Origin of the sequence: Aeromonas sp. RU39B, assembly GCF_900156095.1 — a bacterium.
Taxonomy (GTDB): domain Bacteria; phylum Pseudomonadota; class Gammaproteobacteria; order Enterobacterales; family Aeromonadaceae; genus Aeromonas.
This window is the reverse complement of record NZ_FTMJ01000003.1, coordinates 24,407-42,173: the sequence shown is the minus strand read 5'-3', so window position 1 is coordinate 42,173 and position 17,767 is coordinate 24,407. Positions and strand designations below refer to the sequence as shown.

Sequence of the window (17,767 nt, the reverse complement as noted above, 5' to 3'; positions counted from 1 at the left end):
ATGCAACCAACCAAAAAGTGCAGGAAGCCACGAGACATGGAAGCTTTTCCCCAACAACTAAATAGCCGTGCCAATAATCGGTGAGGAAACATCATGATTGCTGAGCATGTGGTTGACCTGTCGCGGATCCAGTTCGCAGCGACGGCACTCTATCACTTCTTGTTTGTCCCCCTGACGCTCGGGATGACCTTCATCCTGGCCATCATGGAATCTGTCTATGTAATGACCAACAATCCCATCTATCGGGATATGACCAAATTCTGGGGCAAGTTGTTTGCTATCAACTTCGTCCTGGGGGTCACCACCGGTCTGACCATGGAGTTCCAGTTCGGTACCAACTGGGCCTACTACTCCCACTACGTGGGTGACATCTTCGGTGCGCCGCTGGCGATCGAGGGTCTGATGGCCTTCTTCCTCGAATCCACCTTCGTCGGTATGTTCTTCTTTGGCTGGGATCGCCTGTCCAAAGTACAGCATCTGGCGGCCACCTGGCTGGTTGCTCTCGGCTCCAACCTGTCGGCGCTGTGGATCCTGGTAGCGAACGGCTGGATGCAAAATCCGGTTGGCTCCGAGTTCAACTTCGAGAGCATGCGGATGGAGATGGCAAGCTTCTCCGACCTGCTGTTCAACCCGGTTGCCCAGGTCAAGTTCGTGCACACTGTGTCGGCCGGTTACACCTGCGCGGCCATGTTTGTACTGGGGATCTCCTCTTACTACCTGCTCAAGAATCGTGATGTGGCGTTTGCCCGCCGTTCGTTTGCCATTGCTGCGGCCTTCGGTATGGCCTCGGTGCTGTCGGTTATCGTGTTGGGTGACGAATCCGGTTATGAGACCGGTGATGTTCAGCGCGTGAAGCTGGCGGCCATCGAAGGTGAGTGGAACACCGAGCCGGCTCCGGCTGCCTGGACCATCTTCGGTATCCCGAACCAGGAAGAGATGCGCACCGATTACGCCATCAAGGTTCCGTTTGCCCTTGGTATCATCGCAACCCGTTCGCTGGACGAGCAGGTGACCGGTATCAAGGATCTCAAGAGCGAGCACGAACTGCGCGTACGTAACGGTATGCAAGCCTATGATCTGCTGAACAAGTTGCAAGCCGGCGACAAGTCTGACGAGACCCGTGCCCGCTTCGACGAGGCCAAGAAGGATCTGGGTTATGGCCTGCTGCTCAAGCGTTATACCGACAAGGTGACTGACGCTACTGACGAGCAGATCAAGGCTGCGGTGGATGACTCCATCCCGCAAGTGGCTCCGCTGTTCTTCACCTTCCGTATCATGGTGGCCTGTGGCGTCCTGATGCTGGTGCTGATCGCCATCGCCTTCTATGACAGTGCCCGTCACCAGATTGGCAAGCGCAAGTGGCTGCTCAAGGCACTGCTGTGGGGTATCCCGTTGCCGTGGATTGCGATTGAGTGTGGCTGGTTTGTGGCTGAATACGGCCGTCAACCCTGGACCATCTCCGAGGTGCTGCCGACCTTTATGTCGACGTCCAACCTCTCTCCGGCTGATCTGTGGTTCTCGCTGGTAGGTATCTGCCTGTTCTATACCGTGCTGCTGATTATCGAGATGTACCTGATGTTCAAGTACGCCCGCCTCGGTCCGAGCAGTCTGCACACTGGCAAGTATCACTTTGAACTGGCCAAGGCATAAGGAGAGCCCCCATGTTTGATTACGAAGTATTGCGTGTCATCTGGTGGGTACTGGTCGGTGTCTTGCTGATCGGTTTCACCATCACTGACGGATTTGATATGGGCGTCGGTGCCTTGCTGCCCTTCCTGGGTAAAAAGGATGTTGAGCGTCGTGTGATGCTCAACACGGTAGGCCCGCACTGGGAAGGTAACCAGGTGTGGCTGATCACCGCCGGCGGCGCGATTTTTGCCGCTTGGCCGATGGTCTATGCTGCCGCCTTCTCGGGTTTCTATGTCGCGATGATCCTGACCCTGATGGCGTTGTTCTTCCGTCCGGTCGGTTTCAAATACCGCTCGATGCAGACCGATGCCAAGTGGCGCTCCTCTTGGGACTGGTGCCTGTTTATCGGTGGTGCCGTGCCTCCCATCGTGTTTGGTGTGGCGTTTGGTAACCTGTTCCAGGGTGTGCCGTACAGCTTCAACCAATACCTGATGGTGACCTACACCGGTAACTTCTTCGGTCTGCTCAACCCGCTGGGTCTGCTGGCCGGTCTGGTCAGTCTGTTCATGATCATGACCCAGGGTGCCACCTGGCTGATGATGAAGACCGAAGGCGAAGTGCTGGCGCGTTCGCGTAACGCGGCGGCGCTGACTTCCCTGCTGACCCTGGTGCTGTTTGCCATCGGCGGTTACTGGGTAAGCCACATCGACGGTTATGTTCTGGTCAGCTCTGCCGGCAACAATGCCGTGGCCAACCCGCTGAACAAGCAGGTGACCCTGGAAGCCGGTGCCTGGATGAAGAACTACAGCCTCTACCCGTGGATGATTGCGGCTCCGGTGCTCGGCCTGGCCATGAGCCTGCTGACTGCGCTGTTTGCCAAGCTGAACAAGGGCGCCGTGGCGTTCCTCTGCTCCTCGCTGGCGGTGGCCGGTATCATCCTGACTGCCGGGTTCTCGCTGTTCCCGTTTGTGATGCCGTCCAGCATCGAGCCGTCCCATAGCCTGACCATGTGGGATGCCACCTCGTCGTTCACCACCCTCAAGGTGATGACCGTTGTGGCCGCCATTTTTGTGCCGATTGTGCTGAGCTACACCATCTGGACTTACATCAAGATGTTTGGCCGTGTCAGCACCAAGCACGTTGAAGAGAACCAGCACTCACTGTACTGATAGGGAGAACAACACAATGTGGTATTTCACCTGGATTCTTGGTGTTCTGCTGGCCTGTGCTTTTGGCATCGTCAACGCACTGTGGCTTGAACACAGCGAAAACCTGGATCGCAAGATCGATGAGTAATGCCCAGCTGGCCCGGTGGTATGCGCCCTTGTGGCGTCAGCCGTGGCAAGGGGCGCTGTTGGTGGCCGCCATATTGTTGGCGGTCGCCATCCTGCAGGCCTCCCATCTGGTGGCGGCCAATACCAGTGAACTGGGTGTGTGGGTGGCGCCGGTGCTGATGTGGGGTGTCTGCTGTGGCTTTATCAACGGGCTCGGTTTTCATCCTCGCACACTGGTGGTGCGCCTGCTGCTCTGTCCCTGGCTGGCCTGGCCAGTCATCTTGTGGGGACTCTGGTTAACCCGCAGCTATTATTTCTCATAAAAACAGGGGGGAGCATGGCTCCCCCCTGCTTCTTTCCGCCCCGACCCTGCGTTATCATAGGCGCCCATCTTTTTTAATGATCGAATGGATCACAGATTTTTATGGCGGACCCTTTTGTGTTTCCGGTGCGTGTCTATTACGAAGACACCGATGCCGGCGGCATTGTCTACAACGCCAACTATCTCAAGTTCATGGAACGCGCGCGCACTGAGTTCTTGCGCGACCGTGGTATTGAGCAAGATGGCCTGTTGGCCGACGGCATCGCCTTTGTTGTGACCCGTACCGAGATCGATTTCCGGTCAGCTGCCCGTTTTAACGAGCAGCTGACAGTGACCACGCAAGTGGTCGAGCTCAAGCGCGCATCCATGCGCTTTGAGCAACGAATCTTTGCCCAAGACGGTCGACTGATCACCGATGCCCAGGTGCAGATTGCCTGTGTCACCGTCCCGCAAATGAAACCTGTCGCTATACCTGCTCAAGTTAAGGGAGTGCTGTAAGTGCACGCTGAAATCTCGTTTGTTGGCTTGTTCTGGCAAGCCAGTCTGTTGGTTAAGTTTGTCATGATGACCCTGATGGGGATGTCGATCCTCTCCTGGGCCCTGATCATCCAGCGCACCAAGGTTATCAAGGCTGCGCGTCTTGCCTCGGAGCAATTTGAAGACCGTTTCTGGTCTGGCATCGACTTGAACCGCCTCTATCAGGAGTCCTCTTCCCGTCGCGATGACATCGAAGGCATGGAAGATATCTTCTATTCCGGTTTCAAAGAGTATGCTCGTCTGCTCAAAGCGGGCGCCCGTGGTCAGGAAGCGGTAATGGACGGTACCTATCGTGCCATGCGTGTTTCTCTCTCGCGCGCGGTGGATGATCTTGAATCCAACCTGCCGGTGCTGGCCACCGTTGGCTCCATCAGCCCGTATATCGGTCTGTTCGGTACCGTATGGGGGATCATGAACGCCTTTATCGCACTGGGTCAGGTGCAACAGGCCACCCTGCAAATGGTCGCACCGGGTATCGCCGAAGCACTGATCGCCACGGCAATGGGTCTGTTTGCCGCGATTCCGGCGGTGGTTGCCTATAACCGTTTGTCCAGCAAGGTGGAAAAGCTGGAAAACGCCTATGCCAACTTCATGGACGAGTTCACCACCATTCTGAACCGCCAAATTGCACAGCAGGGTGATCTGTAATGCAAAGCTATCAGCGGATCCGGCGCAAGAAAGTCGCCGAGATCAACGTGGTTCCCTACATCGACGTCATGCTGGTGCTGCTGATCATCTTTATGGCGGTAACACCAGTCATTACGCAAGGGGTCAAGGTTGATCTGCCACAGGCTGAATCCGAGCAGTTGCCGGAAGATTCCAAGCCCCCCTTTATCGTCAGTGTGACCTCGGAAGGGGCATACACCATCAAGGCGGGCGAGGCCGACTCCGAGCCGGTTCCCGGTGGCGATAAGGGCGCCATGGAGCAGTACATTACCGAAAAAGCCATGGGCTATCTGGCGGTTAACCAGGGTGCTCCGGTGGTGGTAGCGGGCGATAAAGCCGTGCGCTATGAAGAGGTGATTTTGCTGATGGTGGCGCTGAAGAAGGCCGGTGTGCCCCAAGTGGGCCTGATGACCGAATCACCGAATTGATGGAGCGTGATGTGAAGCGAGGATTATCGAGTTACGTCATTGTTTCGCTTCTGCTGCACCTCATCATTGGCATCATCCTGCTGGTCGGGCTCGATTTCAGCAAGCCCAAACGTCCCGCCGCGTCGGGGCAGATTGTTCAGGCTGTGATGATGGATGAAAACTTCCTCAATCAGCAGGCTGATCAGATCCAGCAGAAACAGGCCAAGCAGCAGGCGGTCAAGAAAGAGAAAGAAGACGCCGAACGCACTCGCCGCGAGCGGATTGAGGAGCAGGAGCGCCTGCAGGCGGCTGAAGAGCAGCGCAAGAGTGCTGAAGAGGCAGTGCGCAAGGCCGAAGCCGACAAGCAGATGAAGATTGCCGAGCAAAAGCGTGCCGAGGAGAAAACCAAGGCCGCAGAAGAGGCGCGCAAGGTTGAAGAGCAAAAAGCCAAGGCCGCCGAAGAGGCTCGCAAGCTAGAGGAAACCAAGGCGCTGGCCCTCAAGAAGAAGAAAGAGGAAGAGCGCGAGAAGGCGGAGGCCGAGCAAAAGGCCAAGGCCGACGCAGAGAAGAAAGCCAAGGCAGACGCTGAGAAGAAGGCGAAGGCTGAGGCTGCCAAGAAGGCGCAGGAAGAGGCACAGAAGAAGGCTCAGGCCGAGGCAGACAAGAAAGCCAAAGCAGAGGCCGAGAAGAAGGCTAAGGCTGAGGCAGACAAGAAAGCTAAAGCGGAAGCTGACAAGAAGGCTAAGGCTGAGGCAGCCAAGCAAGCCAAGGAAGATGCCGAGCGCAAACGCAAGGCGGATGAAGAGGCCAAACTGCAACAGGAGCTTGAGGCGCAGATGCAGCAAGGTCTTGAAGCGGAAGCCAATGCTCGGGCTCAGGCGCGTTCAGGTCAGGCCGCTGGTGAGGTCGATAAGTATGGGGCGATGATCGTCGACACGATCCGACGCTACATGCTGACCGATCAGACCATGAAGGGGAAAACCTGTACTCTGAGACTGAAACTGGCCCCGGATGGTTTTATCATCTCTGCTGATACCGGCAGTGGTGATCCGGCGGTATGTCGGGCTGGTAAAGCGGCTGCCCTGAAGGCAGGCAAGGTACCGGTACCGAAAGATCCTGCTGCCTTCGCCCAGTTGCAGGATATCAATCTGCTCGTCGATCCGTTCGGCGGCTGATGACGCGGGGGCGTAAGCCCCCGTTTCTGAAACGGTAGTTTTTCTAACCTCCAAATGGAGTTGAACACGCAATGTTGAAACGGCTGATATTTATCTTCCTGAGTTTCACCCTGCTCGGTTCCCCTGCCTATGCGGCTCTGGATCTGGTGTTGACGGGTGGTATCGATAGTGCTCGTCCTGTGGCCGTTGCCCCCTTCAAGTGGACCGGGGGCGGTCAGTTGCCCCAGGACGTGGCGGATGTCATCTCTTCTGACCTGCTGCGTAGTGGCAAATTCAAGCCGCTGAGCCGTCAGGAGATGCCCCAGACTCCCTCCAATAGCGGCGAAATCAACTTCGGCCCCTGGGCTTCCCAAGGGGTAGAAGCGGTGGTGGTCGGCTCGATTGAACCGGCTGCCGGTGGTTATCAGATCCGCTTCGAGCTGGTTGACGTGCTCAAGGGCCAGGCGCTCAAGGCCATGGGCGGTGACGCCAGCGGGTATGTACTCGATAGCCGCACCGCTACTGTCCCGGCTGCCCAGCTGCGCCAGTTTGCTCACCGCATCTCTGACATCGTCTATGAGCGCCTGACCGGTGAGCGTGGTGCCTTCCTGACTCGTTTGGCCTATGTGGCCATTGAGCGTGGTACCCAGTATCCGTACCAGCTGCGTATCTCCGATTATGACGGCTACAACGAGAAGACCCTGCTGCGCTCCCGTGAGCCGCTGATGTCTCCCTCCTGGTCGCCGGATGGTAGCAAGCTGGCTTATGTGAGTTTCGAGAACCAGCACCCGGAAATCTATGTGCAGGATATCTACTCCCAATCCCGTAGCCTGCTGACCAGCTTCCGTGGTATCAACGGTGCTCCGCGTTGGTCGCCGGATGGTAGCCGTCTGGCTATCGTGCTCTCCAAAGATGGTCAACCTGACATCTATATTATCGATGCCGGCAGCAAGCAGCTGACCCGTGTGACAGACAACCGTTCCATCGATACCGAGCCGGCTTGGCTGGATGCTCAAACTTTGGTGTTCACCTCAGAACGTGGTGGCAAACCCCAGATTTATAGCGTAAATTTGGGGTCCGGAATGACCCGCCGAATGACTTGGGAAGGGACAGCTAACCAAGGTGCTTCCATCACTCCTGATGGCAAGTCCATGGTCGTGGTTACCCAGAATCAAGGGCAATACCGGATCGCTCGTCAGGATCTGGAAAGTGGCGGCATGATCGCTCTTTCCCAGAACGCGCTGGACGAATCGCCGAGCATCGCACCGAACGGCAGCATGATCATCTATACCACTGTCTATCAGGGTAAGAAGAGCCTGGCGCTGGTGTCGACCGATGGCCGCTTCCGTGCTGTGCTGCCGACCAGCACCGGTGAAGTCCGCTCGCCGGCATGGTCACCCTTTTTAAACTAATAATTCTATCCGGTTTGGATTTGTGACAAAGGTTTAAGGAATTAGCATGCAACTCAACAAACTGCTCAAGGGCTTGGCAATCGCTCTGCCGCTGTTCACTCTGGCGGCCTGTAGCTCCACCTCCGACTCTGACGCTTCTGGCGCAGAGAATGGCGCAGGCGCCAACGGTGGTGTAATGACTGGCTCTGCCGACGGCATGTTGTCCCCGGAAGAGCAGATGCGCCAGAAGTTTGAGGCCCTGCAACGCGATAACACCATCTACTTCGGCTACGACAGCAACGAAATCCAGGGCCAATACGCCGACCTGCTGGACACTCACTCCAGCTACCTGCGTGAAAACCCGTCAGTTAAAGTGCTGATCGAAGGTCACACCGACGAGCGCGGCACTCCTGAGTACAACATCGCCCTGGGCGAGCGTCGTGCCAAGGCTGTTGCCAAGTACATGCAGACTCTGGGTGTTCAGGCTGACCAACTCTCCATCGTTTCCTACGGTGAAGAGAAGCCGCAAGATCCGGGTCACAGCGAAGACGCCTTCGCCAAGAACCGCCGTGCGGTACTGGTTTACTAAGGTTAATTACGCATGAAGTGTGTGTATAAGACAGCGGCCATCACGGCCGCTCTTTTATTTCAGCTCCCGGTTCACGCCGAAGCCCCGGTTTCCGAACTGGGTGGTGGCGCAGTAACCCTGAGTGGAAACAATGGGGCGCTGGTTCCGTCCGGTTCGCTGGAAGATCGTGTTGCGCTGCTGGAGCGCACGCTTAACGCCCGGCTGCGGGTTCAAGCCGATCTGCAGCAGCAAGTTGACTCCTTGCAACAGGAAGTTGACGAGCTGCGTGGCCAGCTGGAGCAGCAGGGCTATCAGATGCAGCAATCCGAGGAGCGCCAGCGTCAGCTTTATCAGGAGCTCGACAAGGTGAACTCGCAAGCTGCAGCGGCACCGGCAGCTAATGCAGCGGCTGGCGCGGCACCTGCAGCGGCAGCGGCGCCTATCTCCAGTAACCAGGATGAGAACCAGGCCTATGATGCTGCGGTGAACCTGGTGCTCAAGGAGAAGAACTACGACAAGGCGATCCCTGCGTTCCAGAGCTTCGTCAAACAGTACCCGACGTCGAGCTACGCGCCCAATGCCCACTACTGGCTGGGGCAGCTGCTGTTCAACAAGGGGGACAAGGCGGGCGCCAAGGCGCAGTTCCAGACCCTGGTCAGCAAGTTCCCGAAATCACCCAAGCGCGCCGATGCCTTGTTGAAATTGGGGATGTTGTCGCAACTGGAAGGGAAAAAAGCCGAGGCAAAGGCCTTCTATGAGCAGGTTGTGAAGGGGTATCCCAACACTTCTCCTGCCCAGCTGGCCCAGCAGAGCCTCTCAAAGCTCTGATTTGTCGATTAAAACGGCAGCCGGCGTAGCGATCGTGTTAATTTTGCCCACGATTGTACGTAGCGTGAGCAAACGGAGATAAATCACGATTTTTCTGTTGCGCCGGAGATTTAAATCCGTAATATAAGCCGCCGTTGGCGCCGCTACTTGTAGCGCATGTCAGCGGTGGTTGCGGGTCGTTAGCTCAGTCGGTAGAGCAGTTGACTTTTAATCAATTGGTCGCAGGTTCGAATCCTGCACGACCCACCACTAATTCCCAGGTCGCTTAGCTCAGCTGGGAGAGCACCTCCCTTACAAGGAGGGGGTCACTGGTTCGATCCCAGTAGCGACCACCAAAATTTGGTCTGGTTGGCGCAAGTTAGTCAGACACCACGGTTTGCGTGGGTCGTTAGCTCAGTTGGTAGAGCAGTTGACTCTTAATCAATTGGTCGTAGGTTCGAGCCCTACACGACCCACCACTGTTGCCCAGGTCGCTTAGCTCAGCTGGGAGAGCACCTCCCTTACAAGGAGGGGGTCACTGGTTCGATCCCAGTAGCGACCACCAAAATTTGGTCTGGTTAGCGCAAAAGTTAGTCAGACACCACGGTTTGCGTGGGTCGTTAGCTCAGTTGGTAGAGCAGTTGACTCTTAATCAATTGGTCGTAGGTTCGAGCCCTACACGACCCACCACTATTGCCCAGGTCGCTTAGCTCAGCTGGGAGAGCACCTCCCTTACAAGGAGGGGGTCACTGGTTCGATCCCAGTAGCGACCACCAATTCATCCCTCCAGATGAAACTCCTGAATTCAGTGGGTCGTTAGCTCAGTCGGTAGAGCAGTTGACTTTTAATCAATTGGTCGCAGGTTCGAATCCTGCACGACCCACCACTAATTCCCAGGTCGCTTAGCTCAGCTGGGAGAGCACCTCCCTTACAAGGAGGGGGTCACTGGTTCGATCCCAGTAGCGACCACCATTTCCTGTCTGATGGTCTATCCTGATGACACACTCCGGTTTCGGGTCGTTAGCTCAGTCGGTAGAGCAGTTGACTTTTAATCAATTGGTCGCAGGTTCGAATCCTGCACGACCCACCATCTCGAAATAAAAGGCCTGCAGCGATGCAGGCCTTTGTGTTTTCTGCAAACTCGCTCAGGTCCGCAGTTTACCCAGCTCGGTGGCCAGCTTCTCCGCTCGTTCACCCAGCTGCCGGCTCTGCTGATCGCTTTGGCCTGCCTGCTCATCGAGTCGGGTTGCAGTTTGGCTGATGCGAGATAGATTGCTGCTCACGGTCTCACTGACTTGTAGCTGTGCCTCGGTCGCGTTGGCCACCTGATTGATGTGCTCATGAATGGTACCAATCTGGGCGACGATGGTGCTCATGGCCTGCACCGCCCGATCGGCTTCCTCTACCGTTCCTTGCGTCTTGGCGATACTGCCTGACATCAATACCTGGCTATTGCTGACTTCACTTTGCAGACTGCCAATTAGCTGGCCAATCTCGTCGGTAGAGCTACGGGTCTTGCTCGCCAGAGCGCGCACTTCGTCAGCGACCACGGCAAACCCACGGCCTTGCTCACCCGCTCGCGCTGCCTCAATCGCAGCATTGAGCGCCAGCAAATTGGTCTGCTCGGCAATGGCGCGGATCACGTCGAGGATCTTGCTGATATTGCCGCTGCGCTCTGCCACCATGCCAACCGCATCGTTCGCCTGATGCATGTTGGCTACCAGACTGGTGATCTCGCGCTGCGTCTGCTCCAGTGCCTGCTGGGAGTCGCCAATCTGCTGATTGGCATTGTCCGACTCGCGGGCTGCCTGCTCGGCGTAGCTGGCCACGTCTGCCGCACGTTGATTCATCTGCTCCATGGCATGGGCGACACTTTGCAACTCGTCGTGCTGGGTTTCCAGGCTCTGGCGCATGCCAGAGGCATTGCCCTGCATGGCATGGGACTGGCGAGAGACATCGGCGCCGATCTCCTTGCACTCCTGCACCATACTGCGCAGCTTGCCGAGGAACATATTGATATGGCGACCGAGCGTGATGAGCTCGGCGTGGGTATCGATAGCAAGATGCTGGGTCAAGTCTCCTTCACTACTGGCCAGATGCGCCACGTGGCGGCTGATCTTGTCGAGCGGGGCTGTGATCGAGGTCATAAACACCCACAAGATGCTGAGTGCCACCAAGGTGATGACGAGCGTACTGAGCAACTGGCTGCGCTGGGTCTGGGCCAGCAAGGTATCGAGCGACTGGCTGATGGCATTGACCTTGCCAAGTGCCAGCTCGCGTGGCACCGAAATCATCAGCCACCACTGGCTGCCGGCCTCGTCGATCGCAATGGGCAGCTCGAGTTGGAAGGTTTGCGGGTTATCCTGGTTCACGCCATCAGGCATTGTCAGTCCGGCCTCTTTGACCGGCCGGCCCAGCTTGTCGGCGTGATGGTTGTTACCGACGATCAGCCCGAGCTTACTCACGAGGGTGACATCGGCCTGATTGTCATAGAGCTGTTTGCCAAGCTCGTTGGCAAATTGCTGGAACATTGGCAGGTTCATATCACTGCCCACCACGCCGACCGGCTTACCATCACGCATAATCGGCGCCGTCAGGCTGGTCATCAGCATGACGTTGCCCGGGGTGATCTCAAATGCATAGGGCTCGGTGATGCAGGGGTGGGCTTGCTCGGTGGGACAGAGGTACCACTCACCATTACGTACACCGAACTCGTTCAGCGTCTTGTCATACTTGGCGTCACTGGCGGCGGCATCAATGCCAGGGCGCGCTACCTTGCCGGCGTCATCGCGGGTGAAATAAACTTCGAGCGTCCCCTTGCCCTTGACCGAGTGGCTGTCACCTTGTGGCCAGTCACTGTCTTTTGTGTCGTAACCGTTTGGCTCAAACTGCGCATAGAGCGAGTTGACCGCCACAGCCTGGGAGAGCCTGTCATGCAACATGTTTTCGACCTGAGCGCGGCTCAGGGCGGTTTGTTGATGCTGCATGCTTCCTTCCAGCACCGCTTTCATCCCGAGCGGCACCTGATAGGCATCATGCAGGCGGCTCTCTATCTGATAGACATAGCGCTCGGCCTGACCGCGCAGGCTGCTGAGGATCTCCTGCTGCAGTGCCTGACTGGTCTGACTCACCACCTCGCTGCGCGTCTGCTCGAGCGATGAGCGCAGTTGCAGGGTGATGGAGACCCCTGCCAGCAGAAACAGCGTGGTGGTCAGTGCTAGTAGCTTGAATTTCAAAGAGTAATGTTTCATTCAACCCTCCAGCCATCATGAATCTGGTCTCACTTGATTATAAGAGGCATAGCGGAAGGCGAGGATTTTGTCGGTAGGATTGTGGACGGTGGCAGGTATAATGCGCACAAAATGCCTGCATGATGGAACCAGAGCAATGAGTAACATCCCTCCGGCTGTGGAGATGGACTATCCGTTCCCGGCCAAGCCCTTGCCGTTAAGCGCCGCAGAGCGCGAGCAACTCACCCGTGATATCAAGGCGCTGTTGGCACAGCAGAATGCCGTGCTGATCGCCCACTACTATACCGACCCCGAAATTCAGGCGCTGGCCGAGGCAACCGGTGGTTTTGTCGGTGACTCCCTTGAGATGGCCCGGTTTGGCCGCGAGCATCCGGCGCAGACCGTTATCGTGGCCGGGGTGCGTTTTATGGGCGAGACCTCCAAGATCCTGAGCCCTGAGAAGCGCATCTTGATGCCGACGCTCGATGCTGAGTGCTCGCTCGATCTGGGCTGCCCGGTCGACACCTTTACCGAGTTCTGTGATGCCCACCCGGATCATGTGGTCGTGGTTTATGCCAATACCTCTGCGGCTGTTAAAGCGCGCGCCGACTGGGTGGTGACGTCGAGTATCGCGCTCGAGATTGTCGAGCATCTGGACAGTCAGGGTCACAAGATCATCTGGGCTCCAGATCGTCATCTGGGCGCCTATATCGAAAAGAAGACCGGGGCCGAGATGCTGCGTTGGCAGGGTCACTGCATCGTGCACGACGAGTTCAAATCCCGTGCCCTGCATGATCTCAAGCTGCGCTACCCTGATGCGGCCGTGCTGGTGCATCCCGAGTCACCGGCCTCGGTGATTGAGTTGGCCGACGCGGTGGGCTCGACCAGCCAGCTCATCAAGGCGGCTAAGGAGCTGCCGCAGCAACGCCTGATCGTGGCCACCGATCGCGGTATTTTCTACAAGATGCAGCAAGCGTGCCCGGACAAGGAGATGATCGAGGCGCCCACCGGTGGCGACGGGGCAACCTGCCGAAGCTGTGCTCACTGCCCCTGGATGGCGATGAATGGTCTGGTGGCCATCAAATCGGCGCTGACTGAAGGGGCCGAGCACCACGAAATTCATGTGGATGCGGCGCTGCGCGAAAAGGCGTTGATCCCGCTGAACCGAATGCTCGATTTCGCCGCCGAGTTGCGGCGCCGTCAGGGTTAAGCGATGCAATAACACAGGGCGCCAACGGCGCCCTGTGTTCATTTAAGGGATTGCGCGAGATCAGCGGATGACGGTCGTCAGGCTGTGCTCTTCATCCGGCGCGACCACCAGACCATCGGCCACGGTCACAGTGGACTCGACGCAGAGCATGGTCAGATAGCCATCGTCGCTCATGTCGACAATCTTGGCGCTGTTTTCAATCCACGGATTCCACACAACGGCGCTGTCGTGACCGCCGTTGATCACCTCAATCATCCGATCCCCGTCACGAACCTTGATGACAGCTTCCGGCGCTTGATAGATGCGATCCATGGCGCGATCGACGGCCAGCGGGCCGTGTTGGCTGGCCATGGCACCGCTGAGCTTGTCGAAGTAGGGCTCGCCTAGACCGGTTACAGTGACCTGCTCGGGAGCACCAATCTGCAGATAGGTGTGCAGCGCGCCGTTGTAGACCAGCTCTGTCGTGCCGGTGTTGCGGGTGGTCATCACCAAGGAGAGCTCTTTGCCCACCAGGATGTCCAGCTCCAGCTCGAACGCGTGATCCCACAGGGCACGGGTCTGCTCGCTGTCTTTCAGGGAGAGATGGATAAGGCTTCCATCCACATGGTCGGAGACGCCATCGAGCGTCCACGTGCAGATGCGGGCAAAACCGTGTGAGGGCTTACCAAGACCAACCCGGGCCGGGGAGGGACCAAACCAGGGCCAGCAGAGCGGGATGCCGCCACGGATGGGCTGCACACCGTCAAAGATGGCTTTGTCGCTCAACCACAGCAGCGGGGCTTCGCCGTGGCGCTGATAGCTCAGGACATGGGCCCCGAACAGGGTGATCTCGGCGCGGGCAAAAGCGTTGTCGACTTTCAGCAACGGCAAGCCACTGTCAGTCTGAGTCAGGGAAACGTGCTGGGTGAGGGATCGAACGGCAGACATGAACAACTCCTTGAATACGTGTCATCAAGACAAAACGTCGGAGAGACAATAAAAAAGGCGGCCTGTTGGCCGCCTCTTCACTCTGAACGCGTTACCGCTCCAATTACTTGGAGATGTGAGCGACCAGATCCAGAACCTTGCTGGAGTAACCCATTTCGTTGTCGTACCAAGACACAACCTTCACGAAGGTGTCGGTCAGCTGGATACCAGCCTTGGCATCGAACACGGAGGTGTTGCGCTCACCCAGGAAGTCAGTGGAAACCACTTCGTCTTCGGTGTAGCCCAGAACACCGGCCATGGCGCCAGTGGAAGCAGCCTTCATGGCAGCGCAGATTTCTGCGTAGGTAGCCGGCTTCTTCAGGTTAACGGTCAGGTCAACAACGGATACGTCCGGAGTCGGAACGCGGAAAGCCATACCAGTCAGCTTGCCCTTCAGTTCCGGGATAACCACGCCTACAGCCTTGGCTGCGCCAGTGGAGGACGGGATGATGTTTTGAGCGGCGCCGCGGCCACCACGCCAGTCCTTGGCGGACGGGCCGTCAACGGTCTTCTGGGTAGCAGTGGTAGCGTGAACGGTGGTCATCAGACCAGATTCGATGCCCCAAGTGTCGTTCAGAACCTTGGCGATCGGAGCCAGGCAGTTGGTGGTGCAAGAAGCGTTGGAAACGATGTCTTGACCTGCGTAAGTGGCGTGGTTAACACCCATTACGAACATCGGGGTAGCGTCCTTGGACGGGCCAGTCAGAACAACCTTCTTGGCGCCAGCAGCGATGTGCTTGCGAGCGGTTTCGTCGGTCAGGAACAGGCCAGTGGCTTCGGCAACTACGTCAACACCGATGGCATCCCACTTCAGGTTAGCCGGGTCACGCTCAGCGGTGACGCGAACGGTCTTGCCGTTAACGACCAGGTTGCCGTCCTTGACTTCAACGGTGCCCTTGAAGCGGCCGTGGGTAGAGTCGTACTTCAGCATGTACGCCATGTAGTCAACGTCGATCAGATCGTTGATACCAACCACTTCAATATCAGTGCGCTCGCAAGCAAGACGGAACACGAAACGACCGATACGGCCAAAACCGTTAATACCTACTTTGATAGTCATATTTGGTTACCCAACTTTTCAGTAGTCAAAGAAAAATCCGCTTGTAAATTTACTAGAACTCCCCGGGTAGTCAACCGGCAATAGAGGTGAAATTGCGCTAAGTCATGAAAGAGTCTGAAAGTTATTTTCTCAAATTGTAACTTAACCGTACATTATCCTTGACGCGGAACGGTGAGAGTGCTTGCCGGGTCACATAATCGAATCGGCAGTTCGGTACAATAGCCACCCGGTGGGTGTGCTAATTACACACTTGCTGAAATACATAACAAAACAAAAACAGTACATATCGAATCAGTAGAATCCACAGCGGGAATTCTCAAATATGTCCACCCTGATTGAAGAACTGGCGGCCGCTAAAGGCATTGCCAGTGATTATGTTGATGCCTGGGGGCACCCGGCTCTGGTCTCACCTGAGAGCAAGGCGGCCATGCTGCGTGCCATGGGCTATCACGTTGATGACGATGACGCCCTGCTCGAGCAGTTGCAGACCGAAGAGCGCCAGCATTGGTTGCGTCCGCTCGATCCGGTGCAGGTTGTGCGTGTCGGTGAGCCGCTTGTCATTGAAATCCGCCTTCCCATTGATTTTGTCAACGATGAGCTGGATTGGACCCTCCATCTGGAGGGGGGCAGTGTCAGCCGTGGTGTCATGACCCCAATCGATGGCGAATTGGTGGGAGTTGCCGAATTTCCCGATCTGGAATGTCAGGCTTATCGAGTGGCGTTTGCGCCCGTGACCGAGGCCGGTTATCACACCCTGAACATCGGTGAAGAGGGCTATGAGGAGCCGCTTGGTCAGATGCGCCTGATTGTGGTGCCGGCCAGCTGCTATAAGCAGCCCGCCATTGCCAACGGTCGCAAGGTGTGGGGGCCGAGTGTGCAGCTCTATTGCCTGCGCAGCCGCCGTAACTGGGGCATCGGGGATTTCAGCGATCTCGGCATGCTGGTTGAAAAGCTGGCTGACTGGGGCGCTCATTTTGTCGGTCTCAACCCGATCCACGCCCTCTATCCGGCTAACCCGGAGAGTGCCAGCCCCTACAGCCCTTCATCCCGTCGCTGGCTCAATGTGGTCTATATCGATGTGGAGGCGGTGCCCGAGTTTCAGGCTAATGCCGCCCTGAAAGCGGAAGTGGCCGGTGCCGATTTCCAGCGCCATCTGGCAACATTGCGTGCCAGTGATGACGTGGCTTACACCGCCGTAACCCAGACCAAGATGGCCATGCTGCGCAAGGTGTTCGACCAGGCTGCGCTCACAGCGGATCGTCAGGCTGCGCTGGATGCGTTTGTCGCCGAAGGTGGCGACAGTCTGCTGCAGCAGGCCACCTTTGATGCGATTCAAGCCTCGCTCTATGCCGAAGGGCAAAACGCCTGGGGCTGGCCGGCTTGGCCGCGCGAGTTGCAGGAGTATCACTTGCCTGCGGTCGCGGCCTGGGCTGACGCTCACGCGAACGATGTCGCGTTCTTCCTCTACCTGCAATTTGTGGCTGACGAGCAGTTGGCTGATGCCGACCGCCGCGCCCGCGTCGCCGGTATGGTGATGGGGATCTACCGCGATCTGGCTGTGGGTGTGTCGGAAGGCTCCACAGAAACCTGGGCCAACCGTGAGCTTTATTGCACCCAGGCTTCGGTGGGCGCGCCGCCCGATATCCTCGGCCCGCTTGGTCAAAACTGGGGCTTGCCGCCGATGAATCCGGGCAAGCTGTTTGAACTGGCCTATCAGCCGATGATTGATCTGCTGCGCGCCAACATGCGCTCGTGCGGCGCACTGCGCCTCGACCACGTGATGGCCTTGCTGCGTCTGTGGTGGGTTCCGCCCGCAGAGTCGGCGGCCAAGGGTGCCTACATCTATTATCCGGTGCACGATCTGCTGGGTATTCTGGCGCTTGAATCCCATCGTAATCAATGTCTTATCATCGGTGAAGATCTGGGCACCGTGCCGGAAGGCATCGACGTCACCCTCAAAGAGAGCGGGGTGCACTCCTACAAAGTGTTCTTCTTCGAACGCTCCAAACAAGATGGCGGCTATATCTCGCCCACCCACTATGCCGAGCAGGCCATGTCAGCGCTCACCACCCATGACATGCCGACCCTCAAGGGCTTCTGGCAGTGTGATGATCTGGCGCTAGGCCGTCAGCTGGGTCTCTATCCGGACGAAGAGGTACTGGCTCGCCTGTACGCCGATCGCCACGAGGCCAAGCAGCGGATCCTCGATAGCCTGCATGCGCACGGCGTTATCTCCGACAAAATTAGTCGCGATGTGAATTGGGTCGGAATGAGTACCGATCTTAACCATGGTATGCAGATCCACATGGCCCGTGGTCATTGCGCGCTGTTCAGTACCCAGCTTGAGGACTGGCTGGAGATGGACAAACCGGTCAATGTACCAGGAACCAGTACCGAATATCCCAATTGGCGCCGTAAACTGTCGCGGGATCTGGAAGATCTCTTCGCCGACAAGGCGCTGGCGGCTCTGGCATCACAGATGAGCCGCGCCCGTGACGAGGCTGGCCGTTGAGCGGCCTCGTCCTGACTGAAAAGCCGTATACCCC

At 57.3% G+C, this 17,767-nt stretch carries 16 protein-coding genes and 9 tRNA genes; 22 read left to right on the top strand and 3 right to left on the bottom strand.

Going from position 1 to position 17,767, the window contains the following annotated elements:
• The first annotated feature begins 93 nt into the window (after positions 1-93).
• The 20 genes from BW958_RS05395 (at position 94) to BW958_RS05300 (ending at position 9,845) form a co-directional block, all read left to right on the top strand.
• The gene (locus tag BW958_RS05395) at positions 94-1,650 is read left to right on the top strand and encodes a cytochrome ubiquinol oxidase subunit I (RefSeq protein WP_076574720.1); all 1,557 of its coding nucleotides are present in this window, start codon (positions 94-96) and stop codon (positions 1,648-1,650) included.
• A gap of 11 nt (positions 1,651-1,661) precedes the next feature.
• On the top strand, positions 1,662-2,798 hold the full coding sequence (gene cydB, locus BW958_RS05390) for a cytochrome d ubiquinol oxidase subunit II (protein ID WP_076574719.1): 1,137 nt from the start codon (positions 1,662-1,664) through the stop codon (positions 2,796-2,798).
• 16 nt (positions 2,799-2,814) lie between these two features.
• Entirely contained in the window at positions 2,815-2,925 is a 111-nt protein-coding gene (gene cydX, locus BW958_RS05385; RefSeq protein ID WP_076574718.1) for a cytochrome bd-I oxidase subunit CydX, read from the top strand.
• Entirely contained in the window at positions 2,918-3,226 is a 309-nt protein-coding gene (locus BW958_RS05380; RefSeq protein WP_083687244.1) for a cyd operon YbgE family protein, read from the top strand. Before cydX ends, BW958_RS05380 begins: the two co-directional genes overlap by 8 nt.
• Positions 3,227-3,327: 101 nt before the next feature.
• Complete coding sequence (gene ybgC / locus BW958_RS05375; RefSeq protein WP_076574717.1) at positions 3,328-3,723, top strand: tol-pal system-associated acyl-CoA thioesterase; 396 nt, start codon at positions 3,328-3,330, stop codon at positions 3,721-3,723.
• Positions 3,724-3,735: 12 nt separating this feature from the next.
• The gene (gene tolQ, locus BW958_RS05370; RefSeq protein ID WP_218641743.1) at positions 3,736-4,410 is read left to right on the top strand and encodes a protein TolQ; all 675 of its coding nucleotides are present in this window, start codon (positions 3,736-3,738) and stop codon (positions 4,408-4,410) included.
• Positions 4,410-4,856 (top strand): protein TolR, encoded by a 447-nt coding sequence (tolR, locus tag BW958_RS05365; RefSeq protein WP_076574715.1) that lies wholly within the window; start codon positions 4,410-4,412, stop codon positions 4,854-4,856. The genes tolQ and tolR overlap by 1 nt, the downstream gene beginning before the upstream one ends.
• A complete protein-coding gene (gene tolA, locus BW958_RS05360) occupies positions 4,856-6,010 on the top strand; it encodes a cell envelope integrity protein TolA (protein ID WP_076574714.1) in 1,155 nt (384 codons plus the stop codon). Before tolR ends, tolA begins: the two co-directional genes overlap by 1 nt.
• A 71-nt stretch (positions 6,011-6,081) precedes the next feature.
• The gene (gene tolB / locus BW958_RS05355; protein WP_076574713.1) at positions 6,082-7,401 is read left to right on the top strand and encodes a Tol-Pal system beta propeller repeat protein TolB; all 1,320 of its coding nucleotides are present in this window, start codon (positions 6,082-6,084) and stop codon (positions 7,399-7,401) included.
• Between the two features lie 46 nt (positions 7,402-7,447).
• A complete protein-coding gene (pal, locus tag BW958_RS05350) occupies positions 7,448-7,969 on the top strand; it encodes a peptidoglycan-associated lipoprotein Pal (RefSeq protein WP_076574712.1) in 522 nt (173 codons plus the stop codon).
• A 12-nt stretch (positions 7,970-7,981) separates the two neighbouring features.
• A complete protein-coding gene (gene ybgF, locus BW958_RS05345) occupies positions 7,982-8,776 on the top strand; it encodes a tol-pal system protein YbgF (protein ID WP_076574711.1) in 795 nt (264 codons plus the stop codon).
• 173 nt (positions 8,777-8,949) lie between these two features.
• A tRNA-Lys gene (locus BW958_RS05340) sits at positions 8,950-9,025 on the top strand.
• 10 nt (positions 9,026-9,035) lie between these two features.
• Positions 9,036-9,111: transfer RNA gene (locus BW958_RS05335), tRNA-Val, on the top strand.
• A 47-nt stretch (positions 9,112-9,158) separates the two neighbouring features.
• Positions 9,159-9,234, top strand: a tRNA-Lys gene (locus BW958_RS05330).
• Between the two features lie 10 nt (positions 9,235-9,244).
• A tRNA-Val gene (locus BW958_RS05325) sits at positions 9,245-9,320 on the top strand.
• Positions 9,321-9,369: 49 nt separating this feature from the next.
• Positions 9,370-9,445 (top strand) — tRNA-Lys (locus tag BW958_RS05320).
• 10 nt (positions 9,446-9,455) lie between these two features.
• Positions 9,456-9,531 (top strand) — tRNA-Val (locus tag BW958_RS05315).
• A 34-nt stretch (positions 9,532-9,565) separates the two neighbouring features.
• Positions 9,566-9,641, top strand: a tRNA-Lys gene (locus BW958_RS05310).
• 10 nt (positions 9,642-9,651) lie between these two features.
• Positions 9,652-9,727 (top strand) — tRNA-Val (locus BW958_RS05305).
• Positions 9,728-9,769: 42 nt separating this feature from the next.
• A tRNA-Lys gene (locus BW958_RS05300) sits at positions 9,770-9,845 on the top strand.
• 55 nt (positions 9,846-9,900) lie between these two features.
• Here the strand turns inward: BW958_RS05300 and BW958_RS05295 are convergent.
• Positions 9,901-12,006: a methyl-accepting chemotaxis protein gene (locus BW958_RS05295; RefSeq protein ID WP_076574710.1), complete on the bottom strand. Its 2,106-nt coding sequence runs from the start codon at positions 12,004-12,006 to the stop codon at positions 9,901-9,903.
• Positions 12,007-12,142: 136 nt separating this feature from the next.
• On the opposite strand from BW958_RS05295, the gene nadA reads away from it, so the two are divergent.
• Positions 12,143-13,195 carry a quinolinate synthase NadA gene (nadA, locus tag BW958_RS05290; protein WP_076574709.1) on the top strand — a complete coding sequence of 351 codons (1,053 nt, stop codon included), beginning with the start codon at positions 12,143-12,145 and terminating at the stop codon, positions 13,193-13,195.
• A 60-nt stretch (positions 13,196-13,255) separates the two neighbouring features.
• On the opposite strand, the gene BW958_RS05285 is transcribed toward nadA, so the two are convergent.
• Together BW958_RS05285 and gap are read right to left on the bottom strand one after the other, a co-directional pair.
• Positions 13,256-14,122, bottom strand: a complete 867-nt coding sequence (locus BW958_RS05285; protein WP_076574708.1) for a D-hexose-6-phosphate mutarotase — start codon at positions 14,120-14,122, stop codon at positions 13,256-13,258.
• 103 nt (positions 14,123-14,225) lie between these two features.
• Positions 14,226-15,221, bottom strand: a complete 996-nt coding sequence (gap, locus tag BW958_RS05280; RefSeq protein WP_076574707.1) for a type I glyceraldehyde-3-phosphate dehydrogenase — start codon at positions 15,219-15,221, stop codon at positions 14,226-14,228.
• Between the two features lie 322 nt (positions 15,222-15,543).
• Here gap and malQ point away from each other — a divergent pair, with 322 nt between their 5' ends.
• The gene (malQ, locus tag BW958_RS05275) at positions 15,544-17,733 is read left to right on the top strand and encodes a 4-alpha-glucanotransferase (protein WP_076574706.1); all 2,190 of its coding nucleotides are present in this window, start codon (positions 15,544-15,546) and stop codon (positions 17,731-17,733) included.
• The last annotated feature ends 34 nt before the right edge of the window (positions 17,734-17,767 follow it).

Bases quoted from the DNA above. Each gene is read 5' to 3' on its own strand.
- pal (WP_076574712.1), top strand. From the start codon at position 7,448: ATGCAACTCAACAAACTGCTCAAGGGCTTGGCAATCGCTCTGCCGCTG.
- BW958_RS05295 (WP_076574710.1), bottom strand. From the start codon at position 12,006: ATGAAACATTACTCTTTGAAATTCAAGCTACTAGCACTGACCACCACG.
- BW958_RS05395 (WP_076574720.1), top strand. From the start codon at position 94: ATGATTGCTGAGCATGTGGTTGACCTGTCGCGGATCCAGTTCGCAGCG.
- cydB (WP_076574719.1), top strand. From the start codon at position 1,662: ATGTTTGATTACGAAGTATTGCGTGTCATCTGGTGGGTACTGGTCGGT.
- BW958_RS05380 (WP_083687244.1), top strand. From the start codon at position 2,918: ATGAGTAATGCCCAGCTGGCCCGGTGGTATGCGCCCTTGTGGCGTCAG.
- malQ (WP_076574706.1), top strand. From the start codon at position 15,544: ATGTCCACCCTGATTGAAGAACTGGCGGCCGCTAAAGGCATTGCCAGT.
- nadA (WP_076574709.1), top strand. From the start codon at position 12,143: ATGAGTAACATCCCTCCGGCTGTGGAGATGGACTATCCGTTCCCGGCC.
- tolB (WP_076574713.1), top strand. From the start codon at position 6,082: ATGTTGAAACGGCTGATATTTATCTTCCTGAGTTTCACCCTGCTCGGT.
- tolA (WP_076574714.1), top strand. From the start codon at position 4,856: ATGGAGCGTGATGTGAAGCGAGGATTATCGAGTTACGTCATTGTTTCG.
- gap (WP_076574707.1), bottom strand. From the start codon at position 15,221: ATGACTATCAAAGTAGGTATTAACGGTTTTGGCCGTATCGGTCGTTTC.
- tolR (WP_076574715.1), top strand. From the start codon at position 4,410: ATGCAAAGCTATCAGCGGATCCGGCGCAAGAAAGTCGCCGAGATCAAC.
- BW958_RS05285 (WP_076574708.1), bottom strand. From the start codon at position 14,122: ATGTCTGCCGTTCGATCCCTCACCCAGCACGTTTCCCTGACTCAGACT.
- ybgF (WP_076574711.1), top strand. From the start codon at position 7,982: ATGAAGTGTGTGTATAAGACAGCGGCCATCACGGCCGCTCTTTTATTT.
- ybgC (WP_076574717.1), top strand. From the start codon at position 3,328: ATGGCGGACCCTTTTGTGTTTCCGGTGCGTGTCTATTACGAAGACACC.
- cydX (WP_076574718.1), top strand. From the start codon at position 2,815: ATGTGGTATTTCACCTGGATTCTTGGTGTTCTGCTGGCCTGTGCTTTT.